Annotated in this window: 25 protein-coding genes; 17 read left to right on the top strand and 8 right to left on the bottom strand. The window is 70.8% G+C overall.

Annotated features, from left to right (window positions below; genetic code table 11):
* Positions 1-89 precede the first annotated feature (89 nt).
* The 5 genes from BDK92_RS18245 (at position 90) to BDK92_RS18230 (ending at position 2,139) form a co-directional block, all read left to right on the top strand.
* On the top strand, positions 90-317 hold the full coding sequence (locus BDK92_RS18245) for a winged helix-turn-helix domain-containing protein (protein WP_211349276.1): 228 nt from the start codon (positions 90-92) through the stop codon (positions 315-317).
* 195 nt (positions 318-512) lie between these two features.
* Entirely contained in the window at positions 513-776 is a 264-nt protein-coding gene (locus tag BDK92_RS18240) for a hypothetical protein (RefSeq protein ID WP_121157790.1), read from the top strand.
* A gap of 13 nt (positions 777-789) precedes the next feature.
* Complete coding sequence (locus tag BDK92_RS18235; RefSeq protein ID WP_121157789.1) at positions 790-1,050, top strand: hypothetical protein; 261 nt, start codon at positions 790-792, stop codon at positions 1,048-1,050.
* Positions 1,047-1,700 (top strand): hypothetical protein, encoded by a 654-nt coding sequence (locus tag BDK92_RS38450; protein WP_147457041.1) that lies wholly within the window; start codon positions 1,047-1,049, stop codon positions 1,698-1,700. Before BDK92_RS18235 ends, BDK92_RS38450 begins: the two co-directional genes overlap by 4 nt.
* A gap of 58 nt (positions 1,701-1,758) precedes the next feature.
* Positions 1,759-2,139, top strand: coding sequence for a hypothetical protein (locus BDK92_RS18230; RefSeq protein ID WP_211349274.1), 381 nt, complete (start codon positions 1,759-1,761; stop codon positions 2,137-2,139).
* A 99-nt stretch (positions 2,140-2,238) separates the two neighbouring features.
* Here the strand turns inward: BDK92_RS18230 and BDK92_RS18225 are convergent, their stop codons facing one another.
* A complete protein-coding gene (locus BDK92_RS18225; RefSeq protein WP_147457040.1) occupies positions 2,239-2,511 on the bottom strand; it encodes a hypothetical protein in 273 nt (90 codons plus the stop codon).
* Positions 2,512-2,607: 96 nt separating this feature from the next.
* On the opposite strand from BDK92_RS18225, the gene BDK92_RS18220 reads away from it, so the two are divergent.
* Positions 2,608-5,826: a UvrD-helicase domain-containing protein gene (locus tag BDK92_RS18220; protein ID WP_121157786.1), complete on the top strand. Its 3,219-nt coding sequence runs from the start codon at positions 2,608-2,610 to the stop codon at positions 5,824-5,826.
* Between the two features lie 32 nt (positions 5,827-5,858).
* On the opposite strand, the gene BDK92_RS18215 is transcribed toward BDK92_RS18220, so the two are convergent.
* A complete protein-coding gene (locus tag BDK92_RS18215) occupies positions 5,859-6,605 on the bottom strand; it encodes a prepilin peptidase (protein ID WP_211349273.1) in 747 nt (248 codons plus the stop codon).
* Positions 6,606-7,432: 827 nt separating this feature from the next.
* Here BDK92_RS18215 and BDK92_RS41190 point away from each other — a divergent pair.
* Complete coding sequence (locus BDK92_RS41190; protein ID WP_121162357.1) at positions 7,433-7,906, top strand: LppU/SCO3897 family protein; 474 nt, start codon at positions 7,433-7,435, stop codon at positions 7,904-7,906.
* A 125-nt stretch (positions 7,907-8,031) separates the two neighbouring features.
* Positions 8,032-9,282 carry an ATP-binding protein gene (locus BDK92_RS18205; protein ID WP_121157785.1) on the top strand — a complete coding sequence of 417 codons (1,251 nt, stop codon included), beginning with the start codon at positions 8,032-8,034 and terminating at the stop codon, positions 9,280-9,282.
* A gap of 31 nt (positions 9,283-9,313) precedes the next feature.
* On the opposite strand, the gene BDK92_RS18200 is transcribed toward BDK92_RS18205, so the two are convergent.
* On the bottom strand, positions 9,314-9,853 hold the full coding sequence (locus tag BDK92_RS18200) for a GNAT family N-acetyltransferase (RefSeq protein ID WP_121157784.1): 540 nt from the start codon (positions 9,851-9,853) through the stop codon (positions 9,314-9,316).
* A 161-nt stretch (positions 9,854-10,014) separates the two neighbouring features.
* Between BDK92_RS18200 and BDK92_RS18195 the strand changes: the two genes are divergently transcribed.
* Together BDK92_RS18195 and BDK92_RS18190 are read left to right on the top strand one after the other, a co-directional pair.
* Positions 10,015-10,560 (top strand): DoxX family protein, encoded by a 546-nt coding sequence (locus BDK92_RS18195; RefSeq protein ID WP_121157783.1) that lies wholly within the window; start codon positions 10,015-10,017, stop codon positions 10,558-10,560.
* 241 nt (positions 10,561-10,801) lie between these two features.
* Positions 10,802-12,250: a glycosyltransferase 87 family protein gene (locus BDK92_RS18190; protein WP_121157782.1), complete on the top strand. Its 1,449-nt coding sequence runs from the start codon at positions 10,802-10,804 to the stop codon at positions 12,248-12,250.
* A 16-nt stretch (positions 12,251-12,266) separates the two neighbouring features.
* On the opposite strand, the gene BDK92_RS18185 is transcribed toward BDK92_RS18190, so the two are convergent.
* The 4 genes from BDK92_RS18185 to moaC form a co-directional block, all read right to left on the bottom strand.
* Positions 12,267-12,704 (bottom strand): molybdenum cofactor biosynthesis protein MoaE, encoded by a 438-nt coding sequence (locus tag BDK92_RS18185; RefSeq protein ID WP_281278625.1) that lies wholly within the window; start codon positions 12,702-12,704, stop codon positions 12,267-12,269.
* Between the two features lie 37 nt (positions 12,705-12,741).
* A complete protein-coding gene (locus BDK92_RS18180) occupies positions 12,742-13,998 on the bottom strand; it encodes a molybdopterin molybdotransferase MoeA (RefSeq protein ID WP_121157780.1) in 1,257 nt (418 codons plus the stop codon).
* 115 nt (positions 13,999-14,113) lie between these two features.
* A complete protein-coding gene (locus tag BDK92_RS18175) occupies positions 14,114-14,596 on the bottom strand; it encodes a MogA/MoaB family molybdenum cofactor biosynthesis protein (protein WP_121157779.1) in 483 nt (160 codons plus the stop codon).
* The gene (gene moaC / locus BDK92_RS18170) at positions 14,593-15,084 is read right to left on the bottom strand and encodes a cyclic pyranopterin monophosphate synthase MoaC (protein WP_121157778.1); all 492 of its coding nucleotides are present in this window, start codon (positions 15,082-15,084) and stop codon (positions 14,593-14,595) included. The genes BDK92_RS18175 and moaC overlap by 4 nt, the downstream gene beginning before the upstream one ends.
* Positions 15,085-15,731: 647 nt before the next feature.
* On the opposite strand from moaC, the gene BDK92_RS18165 reads away from it, so the two are divergent.
* From BDK92_RS18165 to BDK92_RS18140, 6 genes are all read left to right on the top strand, one after another.
* Positions 15,732-18,257, top strand: coding sequence for a putative bifunctional diguanylate cyclase/phosphodiesterase (locus tag BDK92_RS18165; protein ID WP_121157777.1), 2,526 nt, complete (start codon positions 15,732-15,734; stop codon positions 18,255-18,257).
* On the top strand, positions 18,254-19,624 hold the full coding sequence (locus BDK92_RS18160; protein WP_246017108.1) for a glycosyltransferase 87 family protein: 1,371 nt from the start codon (positions 18,254-18,256) through the stop codon (positions 19,622-19,624). The genes BDK92_RS18165 and BDK92_RS18160 overlap by 4 nt, the downstream gene beginning before the upstream one ends.
* Positions 19,621-20,070 carry a fluoride efflux transporter CrcB gene (gene crcB / locus BDK92_RS18155; protein WP_121157776.1) on the top strand — a complete coding sequence of 150 codons (450 nt, stop codon included), beginning with the start codon at positions 19,621-19,623 and terminating at the stop codon, positions 20,068-20,070. The genes BDK92_RS18160 and crcB overlap by 4 nt, the downstream gene beginning before the upstream one ends.
* On the top strand, positions 20,067-20,435 hold the full coding sequence (locus BDK92_RS18150) for a fluoride efflux transporter FluC (protein ID WP_121157775.1): 369 nt from the start codon (positions 20,067-20,069) through the stop codon (positions 20,433-20,435). Before crcB ends, BDK92_RS18150 begins: the two co-directional genes overlap by 4 nt.
* A 135-nt stretch (positions 20,436-20,570) precedes the next feature.
* Positions 20,571-21,200, top strand: coding sequence for a phosphoribosyltransferase (locus BDK92_RS18145; protein WP_121157774.1), 630 nt, complete (start codon positions 20,571-20,573; stop codon positions 21,198-21,200).
* Between the two features lie 25 nt (positions 21,201-21,225).
* Positions 21,226-21,645, top strand: coding sequence for a TFIIB-type zinc ribbon-containing protein (locus tag BDK92_RS18140; protein WP_121162355.1), 420 nt, complete (start codon positions 21,226-21,228; stop codon positions 21,643-21,645).
* A gap of 66 nt (positions 21,646-21,711) precedes the next feature.
* Here BDK92_RS18140 and dnaB read toward each other — a convergent pair whose 3' ends face one another.
* Positions 21,712-24,144 carry a replicative DNA helicase gene (dnaB, locus tag BDK92_RS18135; RefSeq protein ID WP_121157773.1) on the bottom strand — a complete coding sequence of 811 codons (2,433 nt, stop codon included), beginning with the start codon at positions 24,142-24,144 and terminating at the stop codon, positions 21,712-21,714.
* A 412-nt stretch (positions 24,145-24,556) separates the two neighbouring features.
* Here dnaB and BDK92_RS18130 point away from each other — a divergent pair, with 412 nt between their 5' ends.
* Entirely contained in the window at positions 24,557-26,704 is a 2,148-nt protein-coding gene (locus BDK92_RS18130; RefSeq protein WP_121157772.1) for a hypothetical protein, read from the top strand.
* Positions 26,705-26,763 lie beyond the last annotated feature (59 nt).

Here is a 26,763-nt window from a genome sequence, read left to right as displayed (position 1 = left end):
GAAATCTACGTCTTCGCTGGTAGCTACGTTGCCTACGTCGCGGACGGTGATCAATACTGGGTAGGCCAACCGACTGCAAGGGGCGAACCGTGCCTATCCCGCCAACCATGGATGAATTGATCGAGGATCTCGTCAGGCGCATTGAGCAGGGCATCTTCCCGCCCGGCACCCAGATTCCCTCCACCAAGGAGCTGTCTGACCACTACGACGTATCCATGAAGACCGTCTCCCGGGCCGTAGCCACGTTACGGAACCTCGGGGTCCTGGTCGGTCGCCCTGGTCGCGGCGTCTTCGTGGCGGAAAAGGGAAGGCGTTAGCGGCAGCTCCCTGGACGGACTGCATCACCTACAACAAACGGCGATGCAGCAGGATCAATGGGGCTTCACAAGGCTGCATCTACAAGCGACTTCCGATAGTGTTCCTCCGACTACGCAGACGCCCGAGCCGGCAGCCTGCTTGGCCCCACAACGGTTGCCGCTTGCGATCTGCGCCAGGGTTCAGGGGAGGACGACATGGCCAGCATCGAGGAAGTGAAGGCGGCACTCACCCAGGCCGCCGAGCAGGGCAACACTGCCACTAACCAGATCCGAACCGCCATGGACAGCATCGAGCAAATGCTGAACCGGCTCCGCGCCGTCGCGGCCGGCGCCGGTCATCCCAAGATCGGCGAATCCATTGCTCGTGCCGAGCAAAGCAAGCAGCGCCTTGACGAGGCCGCAACGCTTGCTGAGGGCGGATCACAGGCCGCTCGCGACTACATCGTCATCCTCGGCTGATCGCGGTCACGCCGTGAGCATCGAGGACGCCAAGGCAGCGATCCGTAAAGGTATCGAGGCGAGCGAGCGAGCCAAGAGCACGATCCGGGATGCGGACAGCCACGGGCGTCTTGCCCACACGCTCGCTCTGTCGACCGCCCATGACAGTCGACACAAGGCCGTCGAGCGGGGGTTCGACTGCCTCAGAGAGGCTGAGCACGAGGTTGACCTTGTACTACGGCGGATCGAGGTCAGCACCGACGCGGCTAACCGGTACCTGGGAATCCTTGGATGACGGGAAACCTCGCAGAGGTGGTGCAGCAGTTCCGCCGAGTGATCAACGAACTGGATCAAGCCGCCATCACCGCTAAGGCTGCCCAGGAGCACGCCGAAGCGGCAAACGCCCGCTACATCGAGGTCGGCAAGGGAACCGATCACCCAGACATCAATCATGCCAAGTACGAGTCTCAGACTGCCGGCCAGAAGGCAGGGAGGGTCGCTCGGCTGCTTTCCGAGGCGACCAAAGCCTTCACCGAGTACGCCAATACCATTGCTCCAGGATCAATACCGCCGAGCATGTCGTCGCAAGGCGCAATGCCCGACGGCGAGCAGGTATTAGACACACCTCATCAAGGCTCAATGTCGAGCAGGCTGTTAGGCAGGGCTGGTGCCACCCCTAACGCGGAAGACGGCCTCCAGCATGCAAAGAAGCTCGGCAACGCAATTCAGGACGCGACCCGACCATCTGGCACCGCAGCACCAAAGCAGGCGACGCCAGCATTTGTGAAATCACAAGGGTCACAAGGAGCACAGGCGGGAGACGCCCTCCTGGCAGCACTTACCCTGGCCGTCATGGGCATTAAGGGCGCCGAACTCGCCGCCCGACTACGCAGAAAGACCAAGGCGAACAACAACCGAAAGGATGGAAGCGAATCCAATGGATGACAATACCAAATTTCTCAAAGCAATCCTCGAACAGGATTGGGATACTTACGATGCACTCATGGAGGAGTTCGATCGGCAGGGAAAAGGCACTCCGGTCGCCATCATTGCGTTCGCATTCAACCTCGCGGTTCAACGACGCTTCGGGAGCCGTCGAGACCTTTCAGAGATAATTCGCTTCGTTGCGGACGCCCGCGCGTTCCTGTCCGAAGGACGAGACCTCCCCGCCAAAGAGGCCGAACATCTGATCTGCGCCACTCTCGACATCGAGGTGCCCGGGGTCGAGGAAACTGTCGAGAATCTTGACCTCGGCACCGTCGCCGAGATCGAAGGTCAGCTTCTCTTCAAGCTGATCGCCGACGAACAGATGTCACAGGAACAGCTAAACGAGTTCCTGATGAAGGCTGAGCGCCTCGCCAACGAATGGCAACCGCAAGCTTGAAAGAGGCTCCCCGGCCCGATCAAGAACTGCCTTGCCTTCAAGAAAGCGAGGAGAACAGGTCTGGTGTCGGAGTCGCTCGGCGCCTCAACGTCGAAGGCTTCACGATGTGGTCTGCGCGCTACGTCCGACACCGGGAACAACCAGCGGGGTGAGGTCCTCGACGGCGATCTGTGAACCAGCGACGATCCGGTCCAGCAGGTCCGCCTGCTGCGGCTCCAATTCAACCAGCCTCCGTAGCACGGTGAGCAGGTCCAGCAACGCCTCCACCCAGAGTGCCGGATCGGCGGTCAGGGCCACACGGGTGCCCAGGGTCACCAGTTCGTCCACGAGACGCGGAGCGCGGACCGCCGACAACACCCATCCCCCGAACATCGAGATACCCGGACGCGCATCGCCGGGGTTCCGGCTAGAAATCACATTCGCGCGTGGCGACACGCACCCGTGCGACGGCTCGTGACAGTATGCGGCGTGCTTCCGTTCAGCGCTGCACCTTCCGGCGGCTCCGCCTTGGCCGGCGGTTCGTTCGTCGCGGACCTGCACATCCACTCGAAATACTCCCGCGCGTGCAGTCGCGACCTGACCCTGCCCAACCTCGGTTGGTGGGCCAAACGCAAGGGCATCAGCGTGCTCGGCACCGGGGACTTCACCCACCCCGCGTGGTACGACCACCTTCGCGAAACCCTCCGCCCGGCCGAACCGGGGCTCTACCGGCTCAGCCCGGAGGCCGAACGGGACATCGCCCGCCGACTGCCGCCCCGGTTGTCCAGCGTGGCCGAAGCGAACCCGGTGCGTTACCAGCTCAGCGTGGAGATCTCCACGATCTACAAACGGGACGACCGGACCCGCAAGGTGCACCACCTGATCTACCTGCCGGACCTGGACGCGGTCGCCCGCTTCAACGCGGTGCTCGGCCGGATCGGCAACATCGGCTCGGACGGTCGGCCGATCCTCGGACTCGACTCACGCGACCTGCTGGAGATCGTGCTGGAGGCGAGCCCGGACGGCTACCTGGTGCCGGCGCACATCTGGACGCCGTGGTTCTCCGCGCTCGGCTCCAAGTCCGGCTTCGACGCGATCGCGGACTGCTACGCCGACCTCGCCGAGCACATCTTCGCGGTGGAGACCGGCCTCTCCTCCGACCCGGCGATGAACTGGCGGGTGTCCAGCCTTGACCGGTACCGGCTGGTGTCGAACTCCGACGCCCATTCGCCCGCCGCGCTGGCCCGGGAGGCCACCGTCTTCGCCACCGACGTGGACTATTTCGCGATCCGGTCGGCGCTGCGCACCGGGAACGGGCTCGCCGGCACGATCGAGTTCTTCCCCGAGGAGGGGAAGTACCACGCGGACGGGCACCGGCTCTGCGGCGTCAACTGGGCGCCCGAACGCACCCGGCAGGCTGGCGGCCTCTGCCCGGAGTGCGGCAAACCGCTGACCGTCGGCGTACTGAGCCGGGTCGAGGACCTCGCCGACCGGCCGGAGGGGCACAGTCCCGCGAACGCGCCACGGGTCACCCACCTGGTCCAGCTCGCCGAGATCCTGGGCGAGATCAACGGCGTCGGCCCGAAGTCGAAGACGGTCGAGGGGCAACTCAACAACCTGGTCGCCGCGCTCGGCGCCGAACTCGACATCCTCACCGCCGTACCCCTGGACGACCTGCGGCAGGCGGGCGGGGAGCGGCTCACCGAGGCGATCGACCGGCTCCGCCGGGGCGAGGTGCGTAGGGTTCCCGGCTTCGACGGCGAGTACGGCGTGATCAGCCTCTTCGCCCCGGAGGAGCTGCGCGGCCCGGGTACGGGTGGGCAGCCGGAGGCGCTCTTCGACGTACCCGTGCCCACGCCCCGGGCGCGACCGACGGCGGAGTCGGCGCCGAAGCCGCGCGCCAAGCCCACCGCGAAGGCCGCCGAACCGAAGCGGCGGGCGGCCCGCGCCGTTCCACCGCCGGCCCCACCGATCGCCCCGCCGCCGTCACCACACGAACCCTTCGAGCCGATGCTCGCCGGGATGGAGGAGGTCGGCACCGGCCTGCTCGACCGGTTGGACGCGATGCAGCGGGTGGCCGCCTCCGCGCCGGGCGGACCGCTGCTCATCGTCGCCGGTCCAGGAACCGGCAAGACCCGTACGTTGACCCACCGGATCGCGTACCTCTGCGCGGAGCTGAACGTCTTCCCGGAGCACTGCCTGGCGATCACCTTCACCCGGCGAGCGGCCGAGGAGTTGCAGGTCCGGCTGGACGGGCTGCTCGGCCCGGTGGCGGAGGACATCACCGTCGCCACGTTCCACTCGCTCGGCCTGGCGATCCTGCGCGAACACCCGGCCGCGGCCGGCCTGCCGGCCGACTTCCGGATCGCCGACGACACCGAGCGGACCGCTGCGCGGGCGGAGGCGGGCGAGGACGAGGCGACGTACGTCAAGTTGCTGCGCGGCCAGGACCTGGTCGACCTCGACGAGCTGGTGACCCTGCCGGTACGGGTACTGCGCGACGACCCGGAGCTGGTCCGGCAGTACCGCGACCGGTGGCGGTGGATCTTCGTCGACGAGTACCAGGACGTCGACGCGGTGCAGTACGAACTGCTCCGGCTGCTCGCCCCGCCGGACGGCAACCTCTGCGCGATCGGCGACCCGGACCAGGCGATCTACTCGTTCCGGGGCGCGGACGTGGCGTACTTCCTGCGGTTCTCGCAGGACTTCGCCGACGCCCGGCTGGTCCGGCTGACCCGTAACTACCGCTCCTCGGCGCCGATCCTGGCCGCCTCGGTGCAGGCCATCGCCCCGACGTCGCTGGTCCCGGGGCGGCGGCTGGACCCGGCCCGGTTGGACCTGGAGGCGCCGCTGGTGGGTCGCTATCCGGCCGCGTCGGTGGCGGACGAGGCGAACTTCGTCGTACGGACCGTCGACGACCTGGTCGGCGGGCTGTCACACCGGTCGTTGGACTCGGGCCGGATCGACGGTCGCAACTCCACCGTCTCGTTCTCCGACATCGCCGTCCTCTACCGCACCGACGCCCAGGCGGCTCCGATCGTGGATGCCCTGGTCCGGGCCGGGGTGCCGGTGCAGAAGCGCTCACACAACCGGCTGCGGGACCGGCCCGGCGTGGCGGTGATCGCGCGCGAGCTGCGGCACGCGGACGGGCTCGGCGGCTCCCTGGCCGCACGGGTACGCCTCGCCGGTCAGGTGCTCGCCGAACGGTTCGCCACCCCGACCCTGGACGCCCCCGGTGGGATCGGCCCGGAGGAGATCCGCAACGCGGTCGAGCTGCTCACCCCGCTCGCCCAGCGCTGCGGCGACGATCTGCCGCTGTTCCTGTCGCAGCTCGCCACCGGCGCCGAGGTCGACGCGCTCGACCCCCGCGCCGAGGCGGTCACCCTGCTCACCCTGCACGCCGCCAAGGGGCTGGAATTCCCGGTGGTGTTCCTGGTCGGTTGCGAGGACGGGCTGCTTCCGCTCCGCTTCCCGGGACGACCGCCCACCGAAGACGACGTGGCCGAGGAGCGGCGCCTGTTCTTCGTCGGACTCACCCGGGCACAGGACCGGCTCTATCTCAGTCACGTCGCCCGACGGGTACGACACGGTCAGGAACGCGAGTGCGCCCCGACGCCGTTCCTGGCTCCGATCGACGCCGGACTCTTCGAACGGTTCGGTGACGCCGAGCCACGCCGCCCCAAGGACCGCCAACTCCGGCTCCTCTGACCCGGCCTGCGCCGGCCCGCAGGGCGGTGCCGTCAGCCGAGCAGGAGCGCGAACAGGGCGCCGGCGAGCAGGGCCGGTCCGAAGGCCCACGTGCTGCCCCGGCCGACCCGCCCGGTGGCCAGCAGAGCCAACCCGACCACCCCGTTGATCAGGTGCGGCAGGAAGAGGCCGAGCAGCAGCACCGGCCAGCCGAACCAGCCCAGCGGCAGGCCGAGCAGGGCAGCCAGCTTCACGTCACCGAACCCGAGCCGGGAGCCGGGCAGGAGCGCGAGCAGCACGTACCCGGCGGCGCTGGCGAGAGCGGCGAGCAGCGCCCGCAGCAGCGGTTCGGACGTACCGAGGACGATTGTCGCGCCGCCGAGCCCGAGCAGTACGGCTACCGCCGCGAGCGCCAGCAGCGGGTCCGGCAACCGCAGGCAGGCCAGGTCGATAAGGGCCAGCGGTAGGCCGACCACGGCGAGCGCGAGCACCGCCGGCAGCGCCGGGTCGATTCCGTCGGTGCCGGTGAGGCCGGCGGTGAGCAGGCCGCAGATGGCGGCGCCGAGAGCCACGACCGTTCCGGTACGGGGACCCAGGCGCGCGCCGCAGCCCGGGCAGCGCGCGCCGGGGCGTACCCAGCCGGGCCGGCCGTGTGGGAACGGGCGGGTGCACCGCTCGCAGGCCGACCGGGGTGGCGATCCCGGCTCGACGGAGAGCCGGTGGACCAGTCGTGGTGTGAACGCCGCGAGCACCGCTCCGAGCACCGTCGCGACGGCGGTCGCGGTGAGCGCGGCGAACATGCGCCCGGATGCTATCGCCGCGATCGTCACCGGTCGACCCCATGCGGCGTACGGGTGAAGGTCCCGGGTCGGCTGGATGACAATCGCGCCCCGCCGGAGACCGACGGGTCGGTACGGATCCGGCAAAGCCGGCGGACTTGTCGACGTTGGCGCGGTTCCGGGAGGTGAGCCGATCAGGGGGTCACGCTACGGTGACCAGAGCATCGCCGTCCCGTACGGGTGGCCCGCCTCTTTCTCTCGTGCCAGGAGGACAGTCCATGTCTCACCACGGACCGCCCGGCGGGCCGTACCCCGGCCAGCAGCCGTACCCGGGCGAGCAGCCGGAGCCATGGCCCGGCCAGCAGCAGGGTCCCCATCACGGGCAGAGCTCGGGCCCCTGGCCGGGGCAGCATCCGGACGACCCGTACCGCCGGCCGCAGGCGGAGCCGTACCGGCAGCCGTCCGGTGAGCCGACCTCCCCGGCGTACCCGCAGGAGCCGTACCGGCAGCCGCAGGCCGAGCCGTACCAGCAGGAGCCGTACCAGCAGCCGCGTGCCCCGCAGTCCCGGCCGCAGGAGCCGTACCGGCAGTCCCGGGATCCGTACGCCCAGCCGGCCGACCCGTGGGGTGGCGAGCCGGAGCCGTGGCAGGAGAGGCCGACCTCGGTCCCGCCGGGCGGTCACCAGGATTATCAGGGCTATCGCGACCAGGATTACCGGGACCAGGGTTACCGCGAAGACGCTTACCCGGGCGGGCCGGGCCAGGGCTACCCGGGCGGGCCGGGCCAGGGCTACCCGCCGGGCTATCCGGCGCCGGGCCCGGATCCGGAGTGGACCACCGCCGCGCCGGTGCCACCTCGCAAGGGCAGGGCGCTGACGGCCGTCCTGGTGACGCTGGTGGTGCTGGTCCTCGGGGTCGGCGGTGCCGGACTCTGGTGGGCGACCAGGGACAGCGGTGACTCGGGTGGTACGCCCGCCGCCGGGGCGCCCTCGCCCGGTGCGGATCCGAGCGAGGGTGCGCCGGGCGAGCCGACCCCGGATCCGGAACAGGGCACCCCGGCACCGGAGTCGTCGACCGACGCGCGGCTGGTCAAGGAGGGCCAGTGTGTGAAGAACGAGGGCGACGCGAGCGGCAAGCCGAAGCTGGCGATCACCCAGTGCGGGCCGAAGACGTACCAGGTGCTGCGGCGCTTCGACGGTGCCACCGACGGCGAGAATGACGCCAAGACCAAGTGCGCGCAGGTCGAGGGCTACACCGAGTGGTACTTCTTCAACAGCGAACTCGACGTGCTCGACTTCGTACTCTGCCTGAAGTCACAGTGATTGTGGAAACTAGGGCTGTCTAGCAATTCCGCTAGACAGCCCTAGTTTATTCACGAGACGACACGCCGTAGCGGAATCTACCTATTTCTAGCCCACTGGCTAGACATGCCGATACGGTGCAATGCGTGGATCCGGTCCGCAACCCGTACGCCCCCGGCGCCGGCCAGCGCCCACCAGAGCTCGCCGGCCGGGGGCGGGAGCTCGACGTGTTCGACATCGTCCTCGAACGCGTCGCGAGAGGACGACCGGAACGAAGCCTGATGCTCACCGGGCTGCGCGGGGTCGGCAAGACCGTCCTGCTCAACACCCTGCGCTCACAGGCCATCGGACGCCTCTGGGGCACCGGCAAGATCGAGGCCAGGCCGGACCAGTCACTGCGCCGACCCGTCGCCGCCGCCCTGCACATGGCCGTACGCGAACTCGCGCCACACCACCGCGCGCCGGACCGGATCGACGGCTTCCTCGGCGTACTCAAAGCCTTCGCCCTGCGGGGCGGCACCGCCGCCGGCAGCGGTCGCGGGGCCGCCGCCACCAAGCTGCGCGACCGCTGGCAGCCCGGGATCGACGTCCCCGCCGCCAGCGGCCGGGCCGACTCCGGCGACATCGAGATCGACCTGGTCGAACTCCTCACCGACGCGGCCAGCGTCGCCACCGACGTCGGCACCGGAATCGCCGTCTTCATCGACGAGATGCAGGACGTCAACCCCGAGGACGTCTCCGCACTCTGTGCCGCCTGCCACGAGTTGTCGCAGCTCGGCGCACCGCTGATCGTGGTCGGTGCCGGCCTGCCCCACCTTCCCGCCGTGCTCTCGGCAGCCAAGTCCTACTCGGAGCGGCTCTTCCGCTACCAACGCATCGACCGGCTCGACCGGATCGCCGCCGACCAGGCGCTCTGCGCGCCGGCCGAACGGGAGAGCGTCGAGTACGAGCAGAAGGCGCTCGACCTGCTCTACGAGAAGTCCGGCGGATACCCCTACTTCGTCCAGGCGTACGGGAAGGCGACCTGGGACCACGCGCCGCGCTCGCCGGTCACCGCCGCCGACGTACGGGTCGCCGCCCCCGAGGCGGAAGCGGAACTGGCCGTCGGCTTCTTCGGCTCCCGGTTCGAGCGGGCCACCCCGGCCGAACGCGAGTACATGCGGGCGATGGCCACACTCTCCCTGGTAGCCGGGGAGGAGACCGGGGTCGAACGCGACGACATGGACGCGGCGGTGCCGACCGCCGAGATCGCCCGCGCGCTCGGCCGCAAGCCGGCGAGTCTCTCCCCGGCCCGGGACGCGCTGATCAAGAAGGGGCTGATCTACTCCGGCGAGCGGGGCACGGTCGCCTTCACGGTGCCGCACTTCGGACGCTACCTGCGCACCCAGCCAGCCTGAAGGGCCGTCCGAGCGGAGCACCCGACGCTGGTCAGACCCGGGACCAGGGCATCGGATAGTTCACCTCGCCGGCCGGTACGGCGCCGTCACCACTCACCGACGGCGGCAGCACCAGGGCCTGCCATGGTGCGCCGAGCCCGGACCAGGGGCTGGTCAACCCGTACCGGGCGGCCGGCACGAACCCGAACCGCGAGTAGTAGGCCGGGTCACCGAGCACGACCACCAGTCGCTCGCCCAACTCGGTCGCAGCCCCCAGCGCCGCCTGCACCACATCCGTGCCGTAGCCGACCCCGCGCCGCTTCGGAAGCACCGCCACCGGACCGAGCGCCAGCGCCGGCACCGCTCCCGGCTGCACCACCACCCGGGTGAGCAGCGCGTAACCGACCACCTCGCCATCCACCTCGGCCAGCATGGACAACTCCGGAAGCCAGGCCTCACTGTCCCGCAGCGCCTCGACCAACCGGACCTCCGCCGGCACCGGACGGTCCGGGGCCGCGAAGGCAGCGGCCACCACCCGGCGGACCGCCGCGGCGTCGGCCGTCCCCTCGGGTCGCAGCCGTACAGTCGTCACGCCTGGCGACGCTACCGGTAGCGGGACCCGGTCTGCATCACATTGGCCGAGCAGTTGCGTGATCCACGCTGGTCACAGGCGTACGGCGCGGGGGTGACGGCCGCCGGTCAGTTCGGCGGTTGCGGGGGTGAAGGGGACGCCGAGCGGGTAGGACTGGTCTCATGAGACCCGTACGTAGCGTCGCGCGAACCCTGCTGAGCGGCATCTTCGTGGTCAACGGCGCCCAGGCCGCAGCGGACCCCAAGCCGTTCGCGGTCCGCGCGGAGCGGGTGACGAACCGGGTGGCACCCACGCTGACCCGGATCAATTCGCGAATACCGACCGACCCCGCGTCGCTGGTCCGGATCAACGGCGCGGTCCAGCTCGTCGGCGGGCTGATGCTCGCCACCGGGGTCCTCGCCCGGCCGGCCGCGCTGGTGCTCGCCGGCACACTGGTGCCGACCACGCTCGCCGGGCACCCGTACTGGGCCGAGAACGATCCGGCGCAACGCCGGCAACAGCGCATCGACCTGATGCGAAACCTGGGCCTGCTCGGCGGCCTGCTGCTCGCCGCCGTGGACACCGAGGGTCGACCGGGGTTGCGGTGGCGCGCCGGACACGCGCTCGGCGACGGCCGCCGGTCGGTACGACGTACCGTACGAGGGGCCCAACGGGGTACGAGAATCGCCGCGAAGTCCGCGCTGAGCTTGCGGCGGCTGCCCGGATGATCGCGCGGTCCCCGGCTGAGCTGCGTCGATATCGGGGCGTGTCCTCTCCGGTACGACGGAAACCGCGAATAACGTGAAACAGTCGCCCTGCGTTAACGCGGTGGAAATGTCGCGAACTAGTGTGGGATCGGACACGGTCGGATAACGCAACGGGCGCGCGAGTGGTCCTTCGTTCTAGGCTCCCAACAGGACCTGGGCGGGATTTTCGGAAAGCACGACACTTGTACGGGGGTGCCACACCATGCCGGCGACCGTCGGGAGACGGCTGGACCGACTCGACCCAGTCCGCCGTGCCACTCGTGGCATCGATCGTAGAACCGTTGCCCGTTTCGGCATCATCGCCGCCGTCTGGTACGCCGCATGGCTCGCCATCGACGCCTTCGGACGCCCGTACAACTTCTTCGACATGCGCATCTACCACGGCGCGGTCGTCTGGTGGGCGAGCGGCAACGACATCTACACCTTCATCGCGCCAATGACCACGCTCGGCTTCACCTACCCACCGTTCGCGGCGCTGATGATGCTGCCGATGGCGTGGTTTCCGGTGGACGTCGCCGGCTGGCTGAACGTCCTCGCCAGCATCGCCGTGCTCGCGGTCGTACTGACCGCCCTGTTGCGACCGATCGCCGAACGGCTCGGCGGATCGCTCTGGTTCGTCGTCGGCATCGCGGTTCCACTCGCGGTGGCCACCGAACCGATCCGCGAGACACTCGGCTACGGGCAGGTCAACCTGCTCCTCTTCGGCCTCATCATCGCCGACCTGGTGGCACTGCGCTGGCGGGCCCACCGGGGGACCCGGCAGGGCCGGGAGGACCGTCCACTGCGTCGGTTCTTCTTCAGCGGCGCCTGGGCCGGGGTCGGCATCGGGCTGGCCACCTCGGTCAAGCTCACCCCGGCGCTGTTCATCTTCTACCTGCTGGTGACCCGGCAGTGGCGGGCCGCGATGACCGCGATCGGCACCACGATCGCGGTCACCCTGGGAACCTTCGCCATCGCCGGCCGCGAATCGATGAGCTACTTCACCGGCGTGCTCTGGCAGACCGAGCGGGTCGGCGCGGCGGACATGACGCCGAACCAGTCGCTGGCCGGCGTACTCGCCCGTCTCTACGACTCGATCGAGACACCCGGACTGCTCTGGCTCTCGTTCGCCCTGGTCATCCTCGCCATCGGGCTCTCCCGGGCGGCGAACGCGCACGCCGACGGCGACGAGCTGACCGCGTTCACCCTGGTCGGCCTGACCACCAATGTGATCAGTCCGATCTCCTGGTCGCACCACCTCGTCTGGGTGCTGCCGGCAATCATCGTGCTCGCCGACACCGCGCTACGTCGTCGACGCGCCAGCCGTGGGCTGCTGGACCGGATCGGTCCCCCGGCCGGCATCAACCCGGTCGGCGTCATCGGTCTCCGGTCACCGATCTGGTTCCCGACCCTGACCGGGCTCCGGCACGCGGTGGCGGCGGTCAGCCTCTACCTGCTCTTCGTGATCTCGCCGATCTGGCCGTACGAGCACAAACTCCCCGAGGTCTCGCACTACCAGGACGGCTTCTTCGGCGCGCTGATGGAGAACTCGCTGGCACTGGCGCTGATCGTGCTGGTCGCGACCCTGCCCTGGCGTCCCGGCGCCGAGCCCGCCTTCTACACCGAACGTCGCCGGCTCGACCGCCTTCCGCTCTACAACCGGCCGCACTGAGCCGGGTCGGCTGCCCTCAGGGGCAGTTGACCCACTCCTCGGTGCCGTCGGCGAAGACCTGCCGCTTCCAGATCGGCAACCGGGCCTTGACCTCGTCGACCAGCCGGGCGCAGGCGGCGAAGGCGGCCGCCCGGTGGGCGGTGCTCACCGCCGCCACCAGGGCCGCGTCACCGATGGCCAGCGGCCCGATCCGGTGCGAGACGGCGACCGCGTACACGTCGGGGTCGGCGGCGATCTCGGCGGCCACCGAACGGAGCACGTCGAGCGCGCTCGGGTGACCCTCGTACTCCAGGCTGGTCACCGCACGGCCGTGGTCGTGGTCCCGGACCACACCCTGGAATGAGACGACCGCGCCGGCACGGGGGCCGGCGACCGCCGCCTCGTGCGCGGCGAGGTCGAGTGGTTCGAGGGTGACCGCCACCTCGGTCACACCCGTGGTAGTCGGTGCGCTCACGGTGCCCACCTTTCCGTACGTGGCCGACAGGCCGAGATCATGATCCCACTGAGGGCAGCAACGGCAACGGTACGAGCGGCACCCGTGCTCCGGTCTCACCCGTACCACCGGGCTCGATCACCGCGAACCCGTCCGCCTGCGCCAGCCCGCGCAGCATCGCCGAGCCGACGTGCCGGACCGGGCGGGCGGTGCCGAGTACCGGGTCGACCCGCACCAGGGCCAGGTGCGTGTAGTTCCCCCGCCCGGCGACCGGTTCGCCCAGGGTGACGTACGGCAGCAGCGGCATCGGCCGCCCCTGCAACCCAGCGAGCAGCGGCGCCACCAACGAGACCAGGGCGACGATCGCGGACTGCGGGTTGCCCGGCAGCCCGGCGACGTAACGGTTGCGCCCGTCCGGGCCGGTCACCCGGGCCAGCAGCATCGGAAAGCCGGGACGGACCGCGACGGTGTTGACCACGTAGTCCGCGCCGAGTTCGGCGAGCGCCGGATGCAGATGGTCGACCGGGCCGTGCATGGTGCCGCCGGTGGTGCAGACCAGGTCGGCGCCGGCCAGCGCCGTACGCAACGCCGCCACGTGCGCGGAGAGGGTGTCCGCCACCGGTCCGATCACGTCGGCCGGATCGACCCTGGCACCGTACCGCCGCAACCAGGCCGGTACGGCCGGTCCCAGCGCGTCGCGCACCTGACCCGCCTGCGGTGGCCCGGCGGTGAGCAGTTCGTCGCCGAAGACCAGCAGGGCGGCCCGTGGTGCCGGACGCACCCGCAGTTGGTCGTAGCCGCAGGAGGCGGCCAGCCCGATCACGCCCGGTCCGACCGGAGTACCGGCCGGGAGCAGTTCCTCACCGGCGTACGCCTCCTCGCCGGGGGAACGCCACTCCGGCGTGGTGCGGGGTGTGCCGGCCACCCGGCCGTCGTCCGTACGGGTCGACTCCTCGATCCGCAGGACCTCGTCGGCGCCGTCCGGCAGCATCGCCCCGGTGGCGATCTCGACCGCCGTACCGTTCTCGGGCAGCGGAGGTGGGGTGCCGCCGGCGAGCACCCGTCCGACCACCCGCCACGGACCGGTGCCCCGGACCGCCCAACCGTCCACGCTGGAGGTGGGAAAGGCGGGTAGATCGGTCAGCGTGGTGAGCGGCTCGGCCAGGGTCAACCCGTCCGCCTCGGGCAACGGCAGCTCCACGGGGACGAGCGCGTCCGCCTGGCCGGCCGCGTACACCTGGTTTCGCGCCCGTGCCCAGTCGACCGGTGGGCGCTGGGCACCCCGGTCCGTGGCGACAGCGGGTTCGACGCTCACCAGGCCACCCTCGGCAGGCTCTTCTTCGCACGTACCGATCGAGTCTTCGCGCTCACCGATCGAGCCTATCGCCGCGCGCCGTCGAGTTGGTCCCCGTCGAGCCGTCCCGGTCGGTTCAGCCCGGCTGCGGGTGGTCGCCGCCGCGAAGCTGGTCGACCGTGTGCGCCAGGATCGGGCCGAGTACGGCAAGCCCGTCCTTCGCCCCGCCGGTCGATCCGGGCAGGTTGACCACCAGCATCCGGCCGGCCACCCCGGCCAGCCCCCGGGAGAGGGCGGCGGTCGGCACGCTCGCCCGACTGTGCGCCCGGATCGCCTCGGCGATGCCCGGGATCTCGTAGTCCAGCACCGCGCGGGTCATCTCCGGGGTCCGGTCGGTCGGCGTGACGCCGGTGCCTCCGCTGGTCAGTACGACGTCGACCCCGTCGGCCAGGGCCTGGCGCAGTGCGCTCGCGACCGGCTCGCCGTCGGGCACCACTACCGGCTCGTCGACCTGGCAGCCCAGTTCACGGAGGCCGGCGACGAGTCGGGGACCACTGGTGTCGGCGTACACCCCGGCGGCGGCCCGGTTGGAGGCGACCACCACTCTGGCGCGGATCACGAGCGGTCCTCCGGTCGGGTCCAGTCCCCGGTCTTGCCGCCTTCCTTGCGCAGCACCCGTACGTGTTCCAGGGAGGCTGCCGGGTCGACGGCCTTGACCATGTCGATCAGGGCGAGTCCGGCGGTGGCCACGGCGGTCAACGCCTCCATTTCCACGCCGGTCCGGTCGGCGGTCCGTACGGTCGCGGTTATCTCCACCGTCGTGTCCCCTGGTTGGAGGTCGACGGTGACGCCGTGCAGCGCGATCGGGTGACAGAGCGGGATCAGGTCCGGCGTCCGCTTGGCTCCCATGATGCCGGCCAACCGCCCCACGGCCAGGGCGTCGCCCTTGGGCAGGCCGTCCTGGCGGAGCAGTTCGACCACCTCGGCGGTGGTCTGGAGTCGACCGGCGGCGACGGCGCGGCGGCCGGTCACCGGCTTGTCCGAGACGTCGACCATCCGGGCCGCCCCGGCCCGGTCGACGTGGGTGAGGTGCTCCGAGGTCGTCACGCCGCGAGCCTATCGACCACCGCCGTCCGGTCGCGACCGTGCCGGCGGGTCGGGCCGGCCGGGGCCGTGCCGGCGCGAGGCGGCGCGGAGCGTTCGCAACGGAAATTGACTGGACCGCCGAATCGAGAGAACATCCGCCGATGACACCCGGGGTGGGATGTCTGGGGCGGTACGACGGCCTGCCCGGGGGCGGGCCGGCCGAACCGATCGCCCTGGCCGGGGCGGGGGTGCGTGGGCGGCTCGACAGCCGTCGCGCGGCGGTGCGGACCGGCCGACCGGCACTCGTTCTCGATTGCGACGTTCTCAATCGGCAAATAGGAAATATGGCGCCGATCCCGACGGCCATATAAGCATTCAGTTCCCATATCAGGACGGAACGTAGCAAACTAGGCGAGGATTAGCGGATACTGCGCATATCGACATTTAATGGTCGATATTTCGCGCGAGCGCCCATACGATTCTCCCGTCGAACAGCAACGATCGAAGCGCCGGGCCCCCTCCCGCTTCATCGGTACGACGAGAGAGAGGACGCGGACATGCGTGCTACCGACTGGCTCTGAGCAGAGGTACCCGACAACAACTGCGAGTCGTAGGCTGTCGAGACATACCGTCACGAGAGAAATACCGAGTGGCGACAAAGGACTGGTATGACTCGGACTGAACAGGACGACACTGGGACCGATCGGCGGCTGGTGCTGCTTGTCGGTCTCGTCGTCGTTTCTGCTGCCATAGCCGCAGTAATCAGCATCCGTGATATATCGGCCCACGGAATTCCAACCTTCGACGACCTCGCCACCGCCGCCAAACTGACCTTTCTGGTGGTCGTCGGCGCCACGGTCAGCGTGCGGATACGAATCCGCTCGACCCCGCACGGCATCTCGTGGACCGAGGTCGCCGTCCTCGCCGGTCTCGCGTTCGCCCCCATCCCCTGGGTGATCCTCTGCACCGGACTCGGCGTGGGCATCGCCCGGGCAATCGTCCGGCTCGCCCCACTCAAACTCGCCTTCGGTGTCGCAAAGGACATGCTGCTCGCCACCGCGGCCGGACTGGTGTTCCTGGCCATGGACTGGTCCTGGTCGGACGAGCGACCGCTTTCCGAACGGATCGTGCCGCTGATCGCCGCGTACCTGGTGGTGGTCGTGCTCGACGAGGCACTGACCCTGCCCGTGATCTCACTCGCCAGCCGGGTCAGCCTCAGCAAGCTCTTCTCCCGCCACTGGGACCTCCGGCTCGCCAGCGGCATCGCCCGCCTCCTGGTGGTGGGGTCCATCGTGCTGATCCTCCAGGCCGACAAGAGCCTGTTGTTGATCATCCCACCACTGGTGCTCAGCCTCCACCTCGCCTACTCGTCCCGACTGCGCAGCCGGGCCGAACGCGACGCCTGGCAGCAGTTGGCGCGGGCAACCGACGCGCTCAACGACGTCGACCTCAACCAGGTCCTCCGCACCGCCGTACACAGCGCGGCCGACCTGTTCAACGCCGACCAGGTCGAGGTCACCCGACACGACGGCGGACGGACCATACGGGGCGACAGCACCACCATCACCTTCGACGGCCCCACCGGCGAGCCGCCACCCAGCACCGGCACCACCATCACCACCCCGCTCCAGGGCCACGACGGTGTGGAGATCGGACTGCTCCACCTCTGGTTCCCCGGACCGATCCAGCTCTCCGAACGGGAGCGGTACACCCTGCGTACGTTCGCCTCGGCGCTCTGCACCGCGATCCGGAACGCCAGCGCGTACGCGGAACTGACCCGGGTCGCCGACGAGCACGCGCACGCCGCGTCGCACGACGTACTCACCGGCCTGGCGAACCGACGCCACCTGCTGGAACGGGGCACCGAACAGCTGGACCGGCGGCACGCCGACGGTCTCGCCGCGGTGCTGCTGATCGACCTCAACCACTTCAAGGAGGTCAACGACACGCTCGGCCACCCTTCGGGCGACCGGGTCCTGATCGTGGTCGCCGACCGGCTGCGGGCGGTCGCCGGCCCCGACGACCTGGTCGCCCGGCTCGGCGGTGACGAGTTCGCCATCCTCATCAGCGGCCTGCCCGCCCCGGCCGTCGCCACCCACCGGGCCGAACGGCTGCTCGCCGCGCTCCACGAACCGATCGAGCTCGACGGCATGCGGATCAGTGTCGAGGCCAGTGGCGGGATCGCCGTCGCCCCCGGCACCGGTGGCATGCCCGAGCTGCTGCGCCGCGCCGACGTCGCGATGTACCAGGCCAAGCGCGCCGGGCTTCGGCTCACCAGCTACGCGGCCAACCGGGACACCGCCGACGTCGGCCGCCTCACCCTGAGCGGAGACCTCTCCCGCGCGGTGGCCGAGCGCGAGTTCACCGTCGATTTCCAACCGATCGTCGACCTCTGCACCGGCGCCGTGGTCGCGGCTGAGGCACTGGCCCGCTGGCAGCATCCGACCCACGGCACCATCGACCCGCTGCGGTTCCTCGACGCGGTCGAGCGGTCCGGCCTCCTGCCCGCCTTCACCGGCGCCGTCCTCGACCAGTCGATCGTCGCCGCCGACGAATGGCAGGCGGCCGGCTTCGACCTGACCGTGGCGGTGAACGTCTCCCCCCGCAGCCTGCTCGACGCGAGCTTTCCCGAGGTCGTACTCGACCGGCTCGAATCGCACGGCCTGCCACCGGAACGGCTGGTCCTGGAACTCACCGAGAACCTGACACTCAGCCAGCTCGAGGTCGTCGACCGGGTCCTCGGCCAGCTCCGCGACGCGGGCGTACGGCTCGCTCTCGACGACTTCGGCACCGGCTACTCGTCGCTCTCGGTCCTCTCCCGGATCCCGGTACACGAGCTGAAGATCGACCGTACGTTCGTCATGGCGATGGAGACCTCCGCCGAGGCGGTCGCCGTGATCCGCTCCACCGTCGACCTCGGGCGCAGTCTCGACTTGCTGGTCATCGCCGAGGGGGTGGAGAGCGAACCGCAGCGGCGGGCACTGTGGGAGTTGGGCTGCACCGCCGGGCAGGGTCATCTCTTCGCCCGACCGATGACGGCGACCCGGATGCTCGCCGCGCTCCGCCGGGGGGCCGACGGCCGGTCGGGAGCGCTCGCCCAGCCGCTGCACGACGAGGGTTCGGTGATCCGGCTGTCCCCGGGTCGACGTACCGGCCTGCGACAGACGGACCGTCTGCCACACTTGCCCGCGTGATCCCCCGGAACTGGCGAACCCACGGCCGCCGCTTCTGGCTCCGAATCGACTCCGCCGCTGGAGGGCTCGCCGCCGACCTCGGGCTCTACGCGGCCTCGGCCGTGTTCGCCGCGGTCACCGCCGCCACCTCCACCCTGTTGCCGCACCGCGCGTGGGGCACGGTCGCCACCGCCGGTTACCTGGTCGCCACGCTTGTCGTCGTCGGGCAGATCATCGCTCGCCGACGCGGCCACACCCGGCTGACCAGCACCGCCGCCCGCGCCGCGCTCACCGCAGTGACCTGGGCGACCACCGCACTGTTACCGATGGTGTGGCAGAGCGTCGAGCGGGCCGCCGGGCGTACCGACCGGGCACAGGAGGAGGTCGTCGTGATCGAGCACGCCGGCATCCGGCTCCTCGACCACGGCACCCCGTACCTCGGCCCGGACGCGATCCGGGCACTACCGACCGGTGAGCAACTGCTCGGCTACACCCCGTACCAGCCGGGCATGGCCCTGTTCGGCCTGCCCCGAGGGCTCGCCGGCGACGCCTGGTGGACCGATGCCCGGATCTGGTTCGCCGTCGCCACCGCCGCCGCCCTGGTCCTCGCGATCGTCACCGTGCGAGGTGGCGGCGCCGGCCCGCGCCGGTCGGCCTGGTCGGCCGACCAACCGCCGCCGGGCACCGCGCGCGACTCGGCCCTGGTACGCGCGGCGCAGCTCGCCACCGTCCTGCCGGTCTGCGCGCTCACCCTCGCCACCGGCGGTGACGACCTGCCCGTCCTGGCCCTCTGCCTGCTCGCCCTGGCCCTCGGCGTGACCCGACGGTTCGGTGCCGCCGGGGTGGTGATCGGCCTCGCCGGCGCGTTGAAGCTCTTCGCCTGGCCGGTCGCCCTGGTGCTGCTCGCGTACGCGGCGACCAACGGCCGACGGAAGGCGGCGTCGCTGGCGGCCGGGGCGATCGGGCTGCCGGTGGCCGCGCTGATCCCGGTGCAGCTGGTGGACTCGGCGGCACTGGTGGAGAACGTGTTCCGCTTCCCCCTCGGGCACGGCGTGGTGACCAGCCCCGCGCAGTCGCCCTTCCCCGGCTATCTGATCGCCTCGGCGCTGCCCGCCGGGCGGGTGATCGCCGCCGCGCTGCTCGTCGCGGCCGGACTCGCGATCGCCGTACGGTTGCTCCGCCGGCCGCCGTCCACCGCCGCGACGGCCGCCCGGATCTGCGGGTACGGGCTCCTCGCCGCGATCGCCCTGATGCCCTCCACCCGGTTCGGCTACCTGCTCTACCCGATCGCGTTCCTGGCCTGGGCGCCCGCCCTACGGCTCGGACAGACCCGTTCGGCGGGCGTCGCCGACCCGGCCACCCCGACCACGGCGGCGACCGGCACATGACCCGTAAGGGCATCGCGCCGCACGGCGGACCCACGGCCGGCACGCTCCCCGACCGGCTGCCCTGGGACGTGGTCGCGGCGGTGGCACTCGGAGGCGCTCTCGGCTCCGCCGCCCGGTACGGCGTGAGCGTGGCCTGGCCGACCCCGTCGGGCCAGCTGCCCTGGGCGACCCTGGTCATCAACCTGACCGGTTGCGCCCTGCTCGGCATGCTGATGGCCTTCGTCACCGCCCGGATCGCCCCGCATCGGCTGCTCCGCCCCTTCCTCGGCACCGGGGTGCTCGGCGGATACACCACCTTTTCCACCTACGCGGTCGAGACCCGTGGCCTGCTGGACACCGGGCGGCCCCTGCTCGCGGCCGGGTACGTCTTCGGCACCCTGGCCGGTGCGTTGATCGCCGTCTGGCTCGGCGGTTGGCTGGTCGCCCGGATCGGGCCGAAACCATGACCCTGCTCCTGGTCCTGGCCGGCGGGGCGGTCGGCGCGCCCTGCCGGTTCCTGGTGGACCGGCTCGCCGGCCGCCTGCTCGGCGTCACCCTGCCGTGGGGCACGCTCATCGTCAACGTGCTGGGCTCCCTGGTGCTCGGACTCCTCGCCGGCCTCGGCGGCACCGTGCCGGGGTGGGTGGGCACACTCCTCGGCACGGGCTTCTGTGGCGCGCTGACGACGTACTCCACCTTCAGCTACGAGACCGTACGGCTGGCGGGCGACGGTCCCGGGGGGCGGCTGCGGGCCCTGTGCAACGTCGCCGCGACGCTGGTCGCCGGACTCGGCGCGGCGGCCCTCGGCTGGTGGCTCGGCGGGCTGCGCTGAACCCCGACGGGCTGAACCTGGCGGCGTACACCGGCGGGCTGGACCCGACCGGGCGCGGGCACCGGCGGATTCGTACCCGGGCAATCTGGCGCGACTGGCAGGCGGGGCGGGCCGGCGAGGCGTACACCTTGAGGCATGACCACGACCTACCGGGACCGGGCCGACGCGGGTGCCGCTCTCGCGGACCGGCTGACCGAGCTCGCCGACCGGTCCGACAACACCGTGCTCGGCCTGGTACGGGGCGGCGTGCCGGTGGCCGCCACGGTGGCCGAACGGCTCGGCGCACCCCTCGACGTCCTGGTCGTACGCAAGCTCGGCCTGCCACAGGCCCCGGAGGTGGCGTTCGGGGCGCTCGGCCCCGGCGGGGTCCAGGTGCTGAATCCGGAGCTGGCGGACCATGTCTCCCCGGAGCAGCAGGCCGAGGTGGTACGCCGGGAGACCGCGGAACTGGAACGCCGGGAGCGGCTGTACCGGGCGGGTCGGCCACCGTTGTCGCTCGACGGACGTACCGCGGTGATCGTGGACGACGGGCTCGCCACCGGCGCGACCGCCCGCGCCGCCGTGGCGGTCGCCCGCCGACTCGGCGCGCGTCGGGTGGTGGTGGCGGTGCCGGTGGGTTCGCCCGCCGCGTACCACGCCCTCGTCGCGGAGGCGGACGAGGTGGTCTGCCCGCAGCGGCCGGACGACTTCGGCGCGGTGAGCCGCTTCTACGACGACTTCCACGAGGTGTCCGACGGGGAAGTAACGGCCATGCTCGGTGGGTGAAGGTGACTCGACCCGGTACCTTCGAGTGATGCATCTGACATGTCCGAAGTGCCAGGGCGACATGCGCCAGTACGAGCGCAGCGGCGTCACCGTAGACCAGTGCAGCGAATGCCGCGGGATCTTCCTCGACCGTGGCGAGCTGGAGAAGCTTTTCGAGGCTGAGGCGAACTGGAACCAGCAGGGCGGCACCCCGCCCCGGCAGCCGTCCGCCGCGCCGGCCGGTGGTTACGCACCGCCGCCTCCGCCGGGTGCCGGCTACCCGCCGCCGCCCGCCCCGGGTCAGCACCAGCCCGGCTACCCCACGCCGGGCCACGCCCCGCCGCCGCCGGTCACCCACGGCTACCCGCCGGCCCCGGTGTACGGGCAGCAGCACCAGCACCAGGGTTACCACGGGCACTACCGGAACAAGAAGCGCAAGAGCTTCCTCAACGAGCTCTTCGACTGACCTTCGATAGCGACCTGTCCGGCCAGGGCTTTCGGGCCCTGGCCGGCACCCGCGTCGAGGCGTCGGTCAGACGATCGCCATGTCGACGAAGCGGGAGAGGTGCAGCTGCGCCGCGACGGTCACCGTGTCGGTGGGGCCGTTACGGTGCTTGGCCACGATGAAGTCCGCCTCGCCCGCGCGCGGCGACTCCTTGTCGTAGTAGTCGTCGCGGTGCAGCAGGATTACCACGTCCGCATCCTGCTCAATCGACCCAGATTCCCGCAAATCGGACAATTGGGGTCGCTTGTCGGTACGTTGCTCCGGACCACGGTTGAGCTGACTCACCGCGATGACCGGACACTCGACCTCCTTGGCCAGCAGCTTCAGTCCCCGGGACAGCTCCGCGACCTCCTGCTGACGACTCTCGGTTTTCTTCGGCGAACTCATCAGCTGGAGATAGTCGACCACGATCATTTTCAGGTCGTGCCGCTGCTTGAGCCGCCGCGCCTTCGCCCGGATCTCCATCAGGTTCATGTTCGGTGTGTCGTCGACGAACAGCGGGGCCTCGCTGATCTCACCCATGCAGCGGGCCAGTTTGGTCCAGTCGTCGTCCGAGAGCTGCCCGCTGCGCAGCACGTGCAGTGGCACCCGGGCCTCGGCCGAGAGCAGCCGCATCACGATCTCGACCTTGCTCATTTCGAGCGAGAAGATCGCCGCCGCGTGGTTGGCCCGGATCGCCGCGTTCCGGGCGAAGTCCATCGACGCGGTGCTGTTGTGCGTCGGGATCATCGATCGCCCGGCCAGGTACAGGTGGTCGTCGTTGTCGACCGTCACACAGCGGACCGGCACGCTCGGCACCGGTCGCACCGCGACGATGAACCGCCGGTCGGCGTCGCGGGCCGGTACGGCCTCCCGCCGAGTCCGGTGCGCCAACCCCTGGTCCGACACCCGGAACACCTCGTCCGAGGTCGAGAACGTCACGGTGTAACCGCCGGACCTGGCCTTCGTCGCCTGGTGGGACCGTTCCGGCGGGGTCACCGAGCAGTGGTAGCCGAGGCTGACGACAAGTTCGGTCACGTCCTCGGCGAGCTGGGCGGAGGCGGTCACGTAACGGATCTCGCCCCGCGCGCCCACCGTCGCGGCCGGGTCGACCAGTCCGGCCAGCAGAGCCCGGCGCTGCACCTCGGCCGCACGCAGGTAGGCGGGTGGTATCCGCTGGTCCCGTGCCTCGCCGGACGGGGCGAGCAGATCATTGATCGCGGGTACGTGGTGGCGCTTGCCGGGCCGCGACCCGTCCCCGAGCCAGACACCGAGCGCGTACGGCGGCACCGGCAGTTCGCGTTCGGGCAACCGCAGCGGCTTGGTGTTCTCGACCGCGTGGTTCGGCCGCCGTACGGCGACGCGGGTGGCTCCCCCCGTCGTCTCCGCGCCGTACGCGGTGGCGGGCTCGTCCGTCGTCCAGAGCGTGGTGGCGATCTCCACGGTGGTGCGTACGCCGTCCGTGGACGGCGTTGTGGGGCTGCCGGCGGTCGCGCTGCCCGCCGTGGTGGTCACCCCGGCGACAACCGCGCGCTCCGCGAGGGTGGTGGTCTGCCAGAGATGCTCGGCGTCGGCGACGATCCGGCTGCCGTCGGAGAACTCCACCTCGTAACAGGGGCGGTCGTACCTGACCTCGAACGCGGCGGTGACGGTGGTCGGTTGCCCGTCGGCACCGATCAAGCGGTCACCGGTCCTGACCGCGCCCATCGTGGTCCAACCGGTGGGGGTGGGCAGCGGCGTGTCGAGGGCGAGCGCCTTGCCGAGGCCGGGACGGCCGGCGACGATGATCAGCTGGCCCGGGTGGAGCCCATTCAGCAATCGGTCCAAATCAGAGAAACCGGTCGGTACGCCGGTCATCACCCCGCCCTGGGCCCCGACCGCCTCGATCTCGTCGAGCGTGGGCTGGAGCATGTCGGCGAGGATCGCGAAGTCCTCGCTCACCCGCTTCTCGGTGACGTCGTAGATGGCCTGCTGGGCCAGGTCGACCACGTCGTCCACGTCGCGCCCGCCGCCGGCGGCGGAACCGTACCCGAGTTGGACGATGCGGGTGCCGGCCTCGACCAGTCGGCGCAGTACCGCCCGCTCCCCGACGATCCGGGCGTAATAGCCGGCGTTGGCCGCGGTCGGCACGCTGGCGATCAGCGTGTGCAGGTACGGAGCCCCACCGATCCGGGCCAGGTCCCCGGCGTCGGCCAGGGCGGCCGCCACGGTGATCGAGTCGGCGGGCTCCCCGCGACCGTAGAGGTCGAGGATCACGTCGAAGATCGTGCCGTGCACGGGCCGGTAGAAATCGTTCGTCTTGAGGATCTCCACCACGTCCGCGATGGCGTCCTTGGAGAGCAGCATTCCGCCGAGCACGCACTGCTCGGCCGCGATGTCCTGCGGCGGGGTCTTGTCGAACTGGCCGTCGCGCTGGGCCGGTGGGCCTGCGGGCGGTCCCGCCGACCTGGCCTCCGCGCGGATTTCATCGCTGACCGACACCGACTCCCCCCTCCGCTGGATCGGCTGTCTCTGAGCGAACCGCCGAGGTGTGACAAGTTTTCGGTTCGGGCCAGCCCTCCGATACGACCGGGGGCCATCGCGTCAGGGGCGGGGATCCGCGAGGTAACCATACGAAAGTCGAGGTCAGGACCCCAAACGCAGCGGTGGATGAGCCTCGGGACAACCTGTGGACAGTGGGCGCCAGGGTGTGCGCGGCCCTGTGCACAGGCTGTGCATAACGCCTGGGGAAGGTAGCCTGTACCCGCCGTGACTTGGGCCTACTCCGTCCCCACGGTGTGGAGAAAGAAAACTCCAGGAAGATCCGTCCGAGCTGGCATGATTTTTGTCGGCATCGACATGTCTGTCTGGACGGTCGATTGCCATTCGATCTCAGAAAGGTCACGCTCCGGCCGTGGACTATCGGGACTGGGGGCGCGGTGAGCTCACCCGCCCCGTTCGGCGCCCAGCCGACGCCTGGGTCGATGACGGTGATCCGCGCCCTGGTGACCCCCACTCGCACACCGGTGAGGGATACCAGCCCCCCGGTCGCGGCCGGGGCGCCCACCGTGGTGATCCCGACCGGTACACGCCCACCTGGGCGCGGGAGTCGTCCACCACGGATCGCGACGACAGCGGCCGGCACCGTGGCGATGACGAGCGGGCTCCGCGTTGGGCGGACATTCCCCGTGGCGCCGACCTGCCCCGTACCGAGGCGCCGAGGACGAGCGGGCGGGACAGCGGCGGCCCGGCCACGGACTACTGGACCGCGCCGACCGGTTGGTCCGACTCCGAGCCCACCACCACCGGGCGGCGACGCCGGGCGGAAACCGAGGCCGAGGAGGAGCGCCCGCGCGGAGCGGGCCGGCACGCCGACAAGATCGACGGCCGGTCCGGGGATCGCCGCACCGGCCGGGAGGACGGGTACGCCGAACCGCGCCGCCCGGCGGCGGAAACCGGTCGGACCTGGGCCGCCCGGAGCGACGACGACGCCCGCTCGGGGAGTACCCGTACCAGCGGGTCGTCGAGTGGCGGTCGACGGCGGTCGGACCGGCGCGATCGTGACCGGTCCGACGACCGGCCGGCCGACCGTCGGGACGAACTGACCGACACCGGTTGGAAGAGCACCAGCGGGCCCGAGAGCAGCGGCGGCAGCGAAAGCACCGGCGGCCGGCAGTGGAGCCGGACCGGCAGGCCACGCCGGGACGACCGCTCGACGGAGACCGGGCGCTGGGATCAGTTCACCGACACCGGCGTCTGGCACTGGGGCAGCGAGGACCGTCCCGAGCCGCCACCGGACCCGACCCCAGGTCGGGGTGGCGCGCGCCGCGCCGAGCCCGGCAGGCGCGCCGACCGGCGGGAACGCGATGGTCGAGCCGAGTGGTCGGGGCCGCGTACGACGGCGGGCACGGGTGACCCGGTGACCAGGCGGCGCGGCCAGCGAACCGACCCGGAGTCCGAGCAACGTACGGCCGGCGGACCGGATGAGGGCGGCCGGTCGACCCGCGACCGGGGCCGACGCGGCCGTACGACGGATGAGGCGTCGACAGGTGGCCGGGTGACGGGTGCCGACCCGTCGACCGGTGGCCGGAGTCGGGACAGGTTCACCGAGACCGGGCAGTGGAACCGGGTGACCGAGGTGGGCGAGGGCCACCGGCACCGGGCCTCGGACACCGGCCAGTGGGACCGGCTCACCGACACCGGCCAGTGGGACCGGTTCGACGAGACCGACCGACCGGACCGGGAGGCGGAGCCGAGGGTCTGGAGTTCGTTCACCGACACCGGCCAGTGGGACCGGTTCACCGACACCGGCGTCTGGGACCGCAGCGAACTGGACGCGCTGGACGAGCAGGAGCGACGGGCCGGCGCCGGCCCGTCGTGGCGCGAGCGGGGCAGCGACTTCTGGTCCGGCGCCCGGCTCGCCGACGACGACCCGCGCTGGATGGAGACGCCCACCTCCGCGCCCCGGTCGCCGGCGGTCGCCTACCCCCGTCCGCCGAGGATCAGGCCACCGGACGATCCGACACCGACGACAACGGGCAGCCGGGTCGTCGAGGTGCCCGCCGAGCCCCGTACCAGCCGGAGCAAGCGGGGCGGTCCGAGCGTCAGCCAGGTGACCCGGAGCGGCCGCACCACCCCGAATGGCACGCCCGACCCGGCCGCGCGACCTGGTCGGAGCAGTCGCCGGATCGAGGAGGACCTGCTCGACGCCGAGCCCGGCACCCATCTCGCCGCGGTGCTCTACACCGCCGCCTGGTACGCCGTACCGGTGCTGGTCTTCTTCATCTGGCTGGTGACCCTGGACAACAGCCCGCCGCCGGGTTGTGTCACCGACCCCAGTGGGGGCGGGTGCGATTCGGACCGGGCCCAGGCGCTCACCTCCATCCTCGGCGCGGCGCCCCGCTTCGGGGCCGCCCTGATGGGGAGCCTGGTGGTGGCGCTACTGCTGCGCTGGGTCAGCAAGGCGTGGCGTCCGGCCAGTCTCGGGCTCGCCTCGGCTGTGGTCGGCGGAGGTCTTTCCACGGTTCTGTACAGCGTGATCACGGGCCAACCACTCGGCTGACCGTATGCCGGGCCCGGCCCGTACCACGACATTGGTGCCGGACACGAGTGAAGGCCGCG

This window comes from Micromonospora pisi (genome assembly GCF_003633685.1).
GTDB classification, from domain to species: domain Bacteria; phylum Actinomycetota; class Actinomycetes; order Mycobacteriales; family Micromonosporaceae; genus Micromonospora_G; species Micromonospora_G pisi.
Note: the sequence above shows the minus strand (reverse complement) of the source record. Positions and strands in the feature narration are given on the sequence as shown.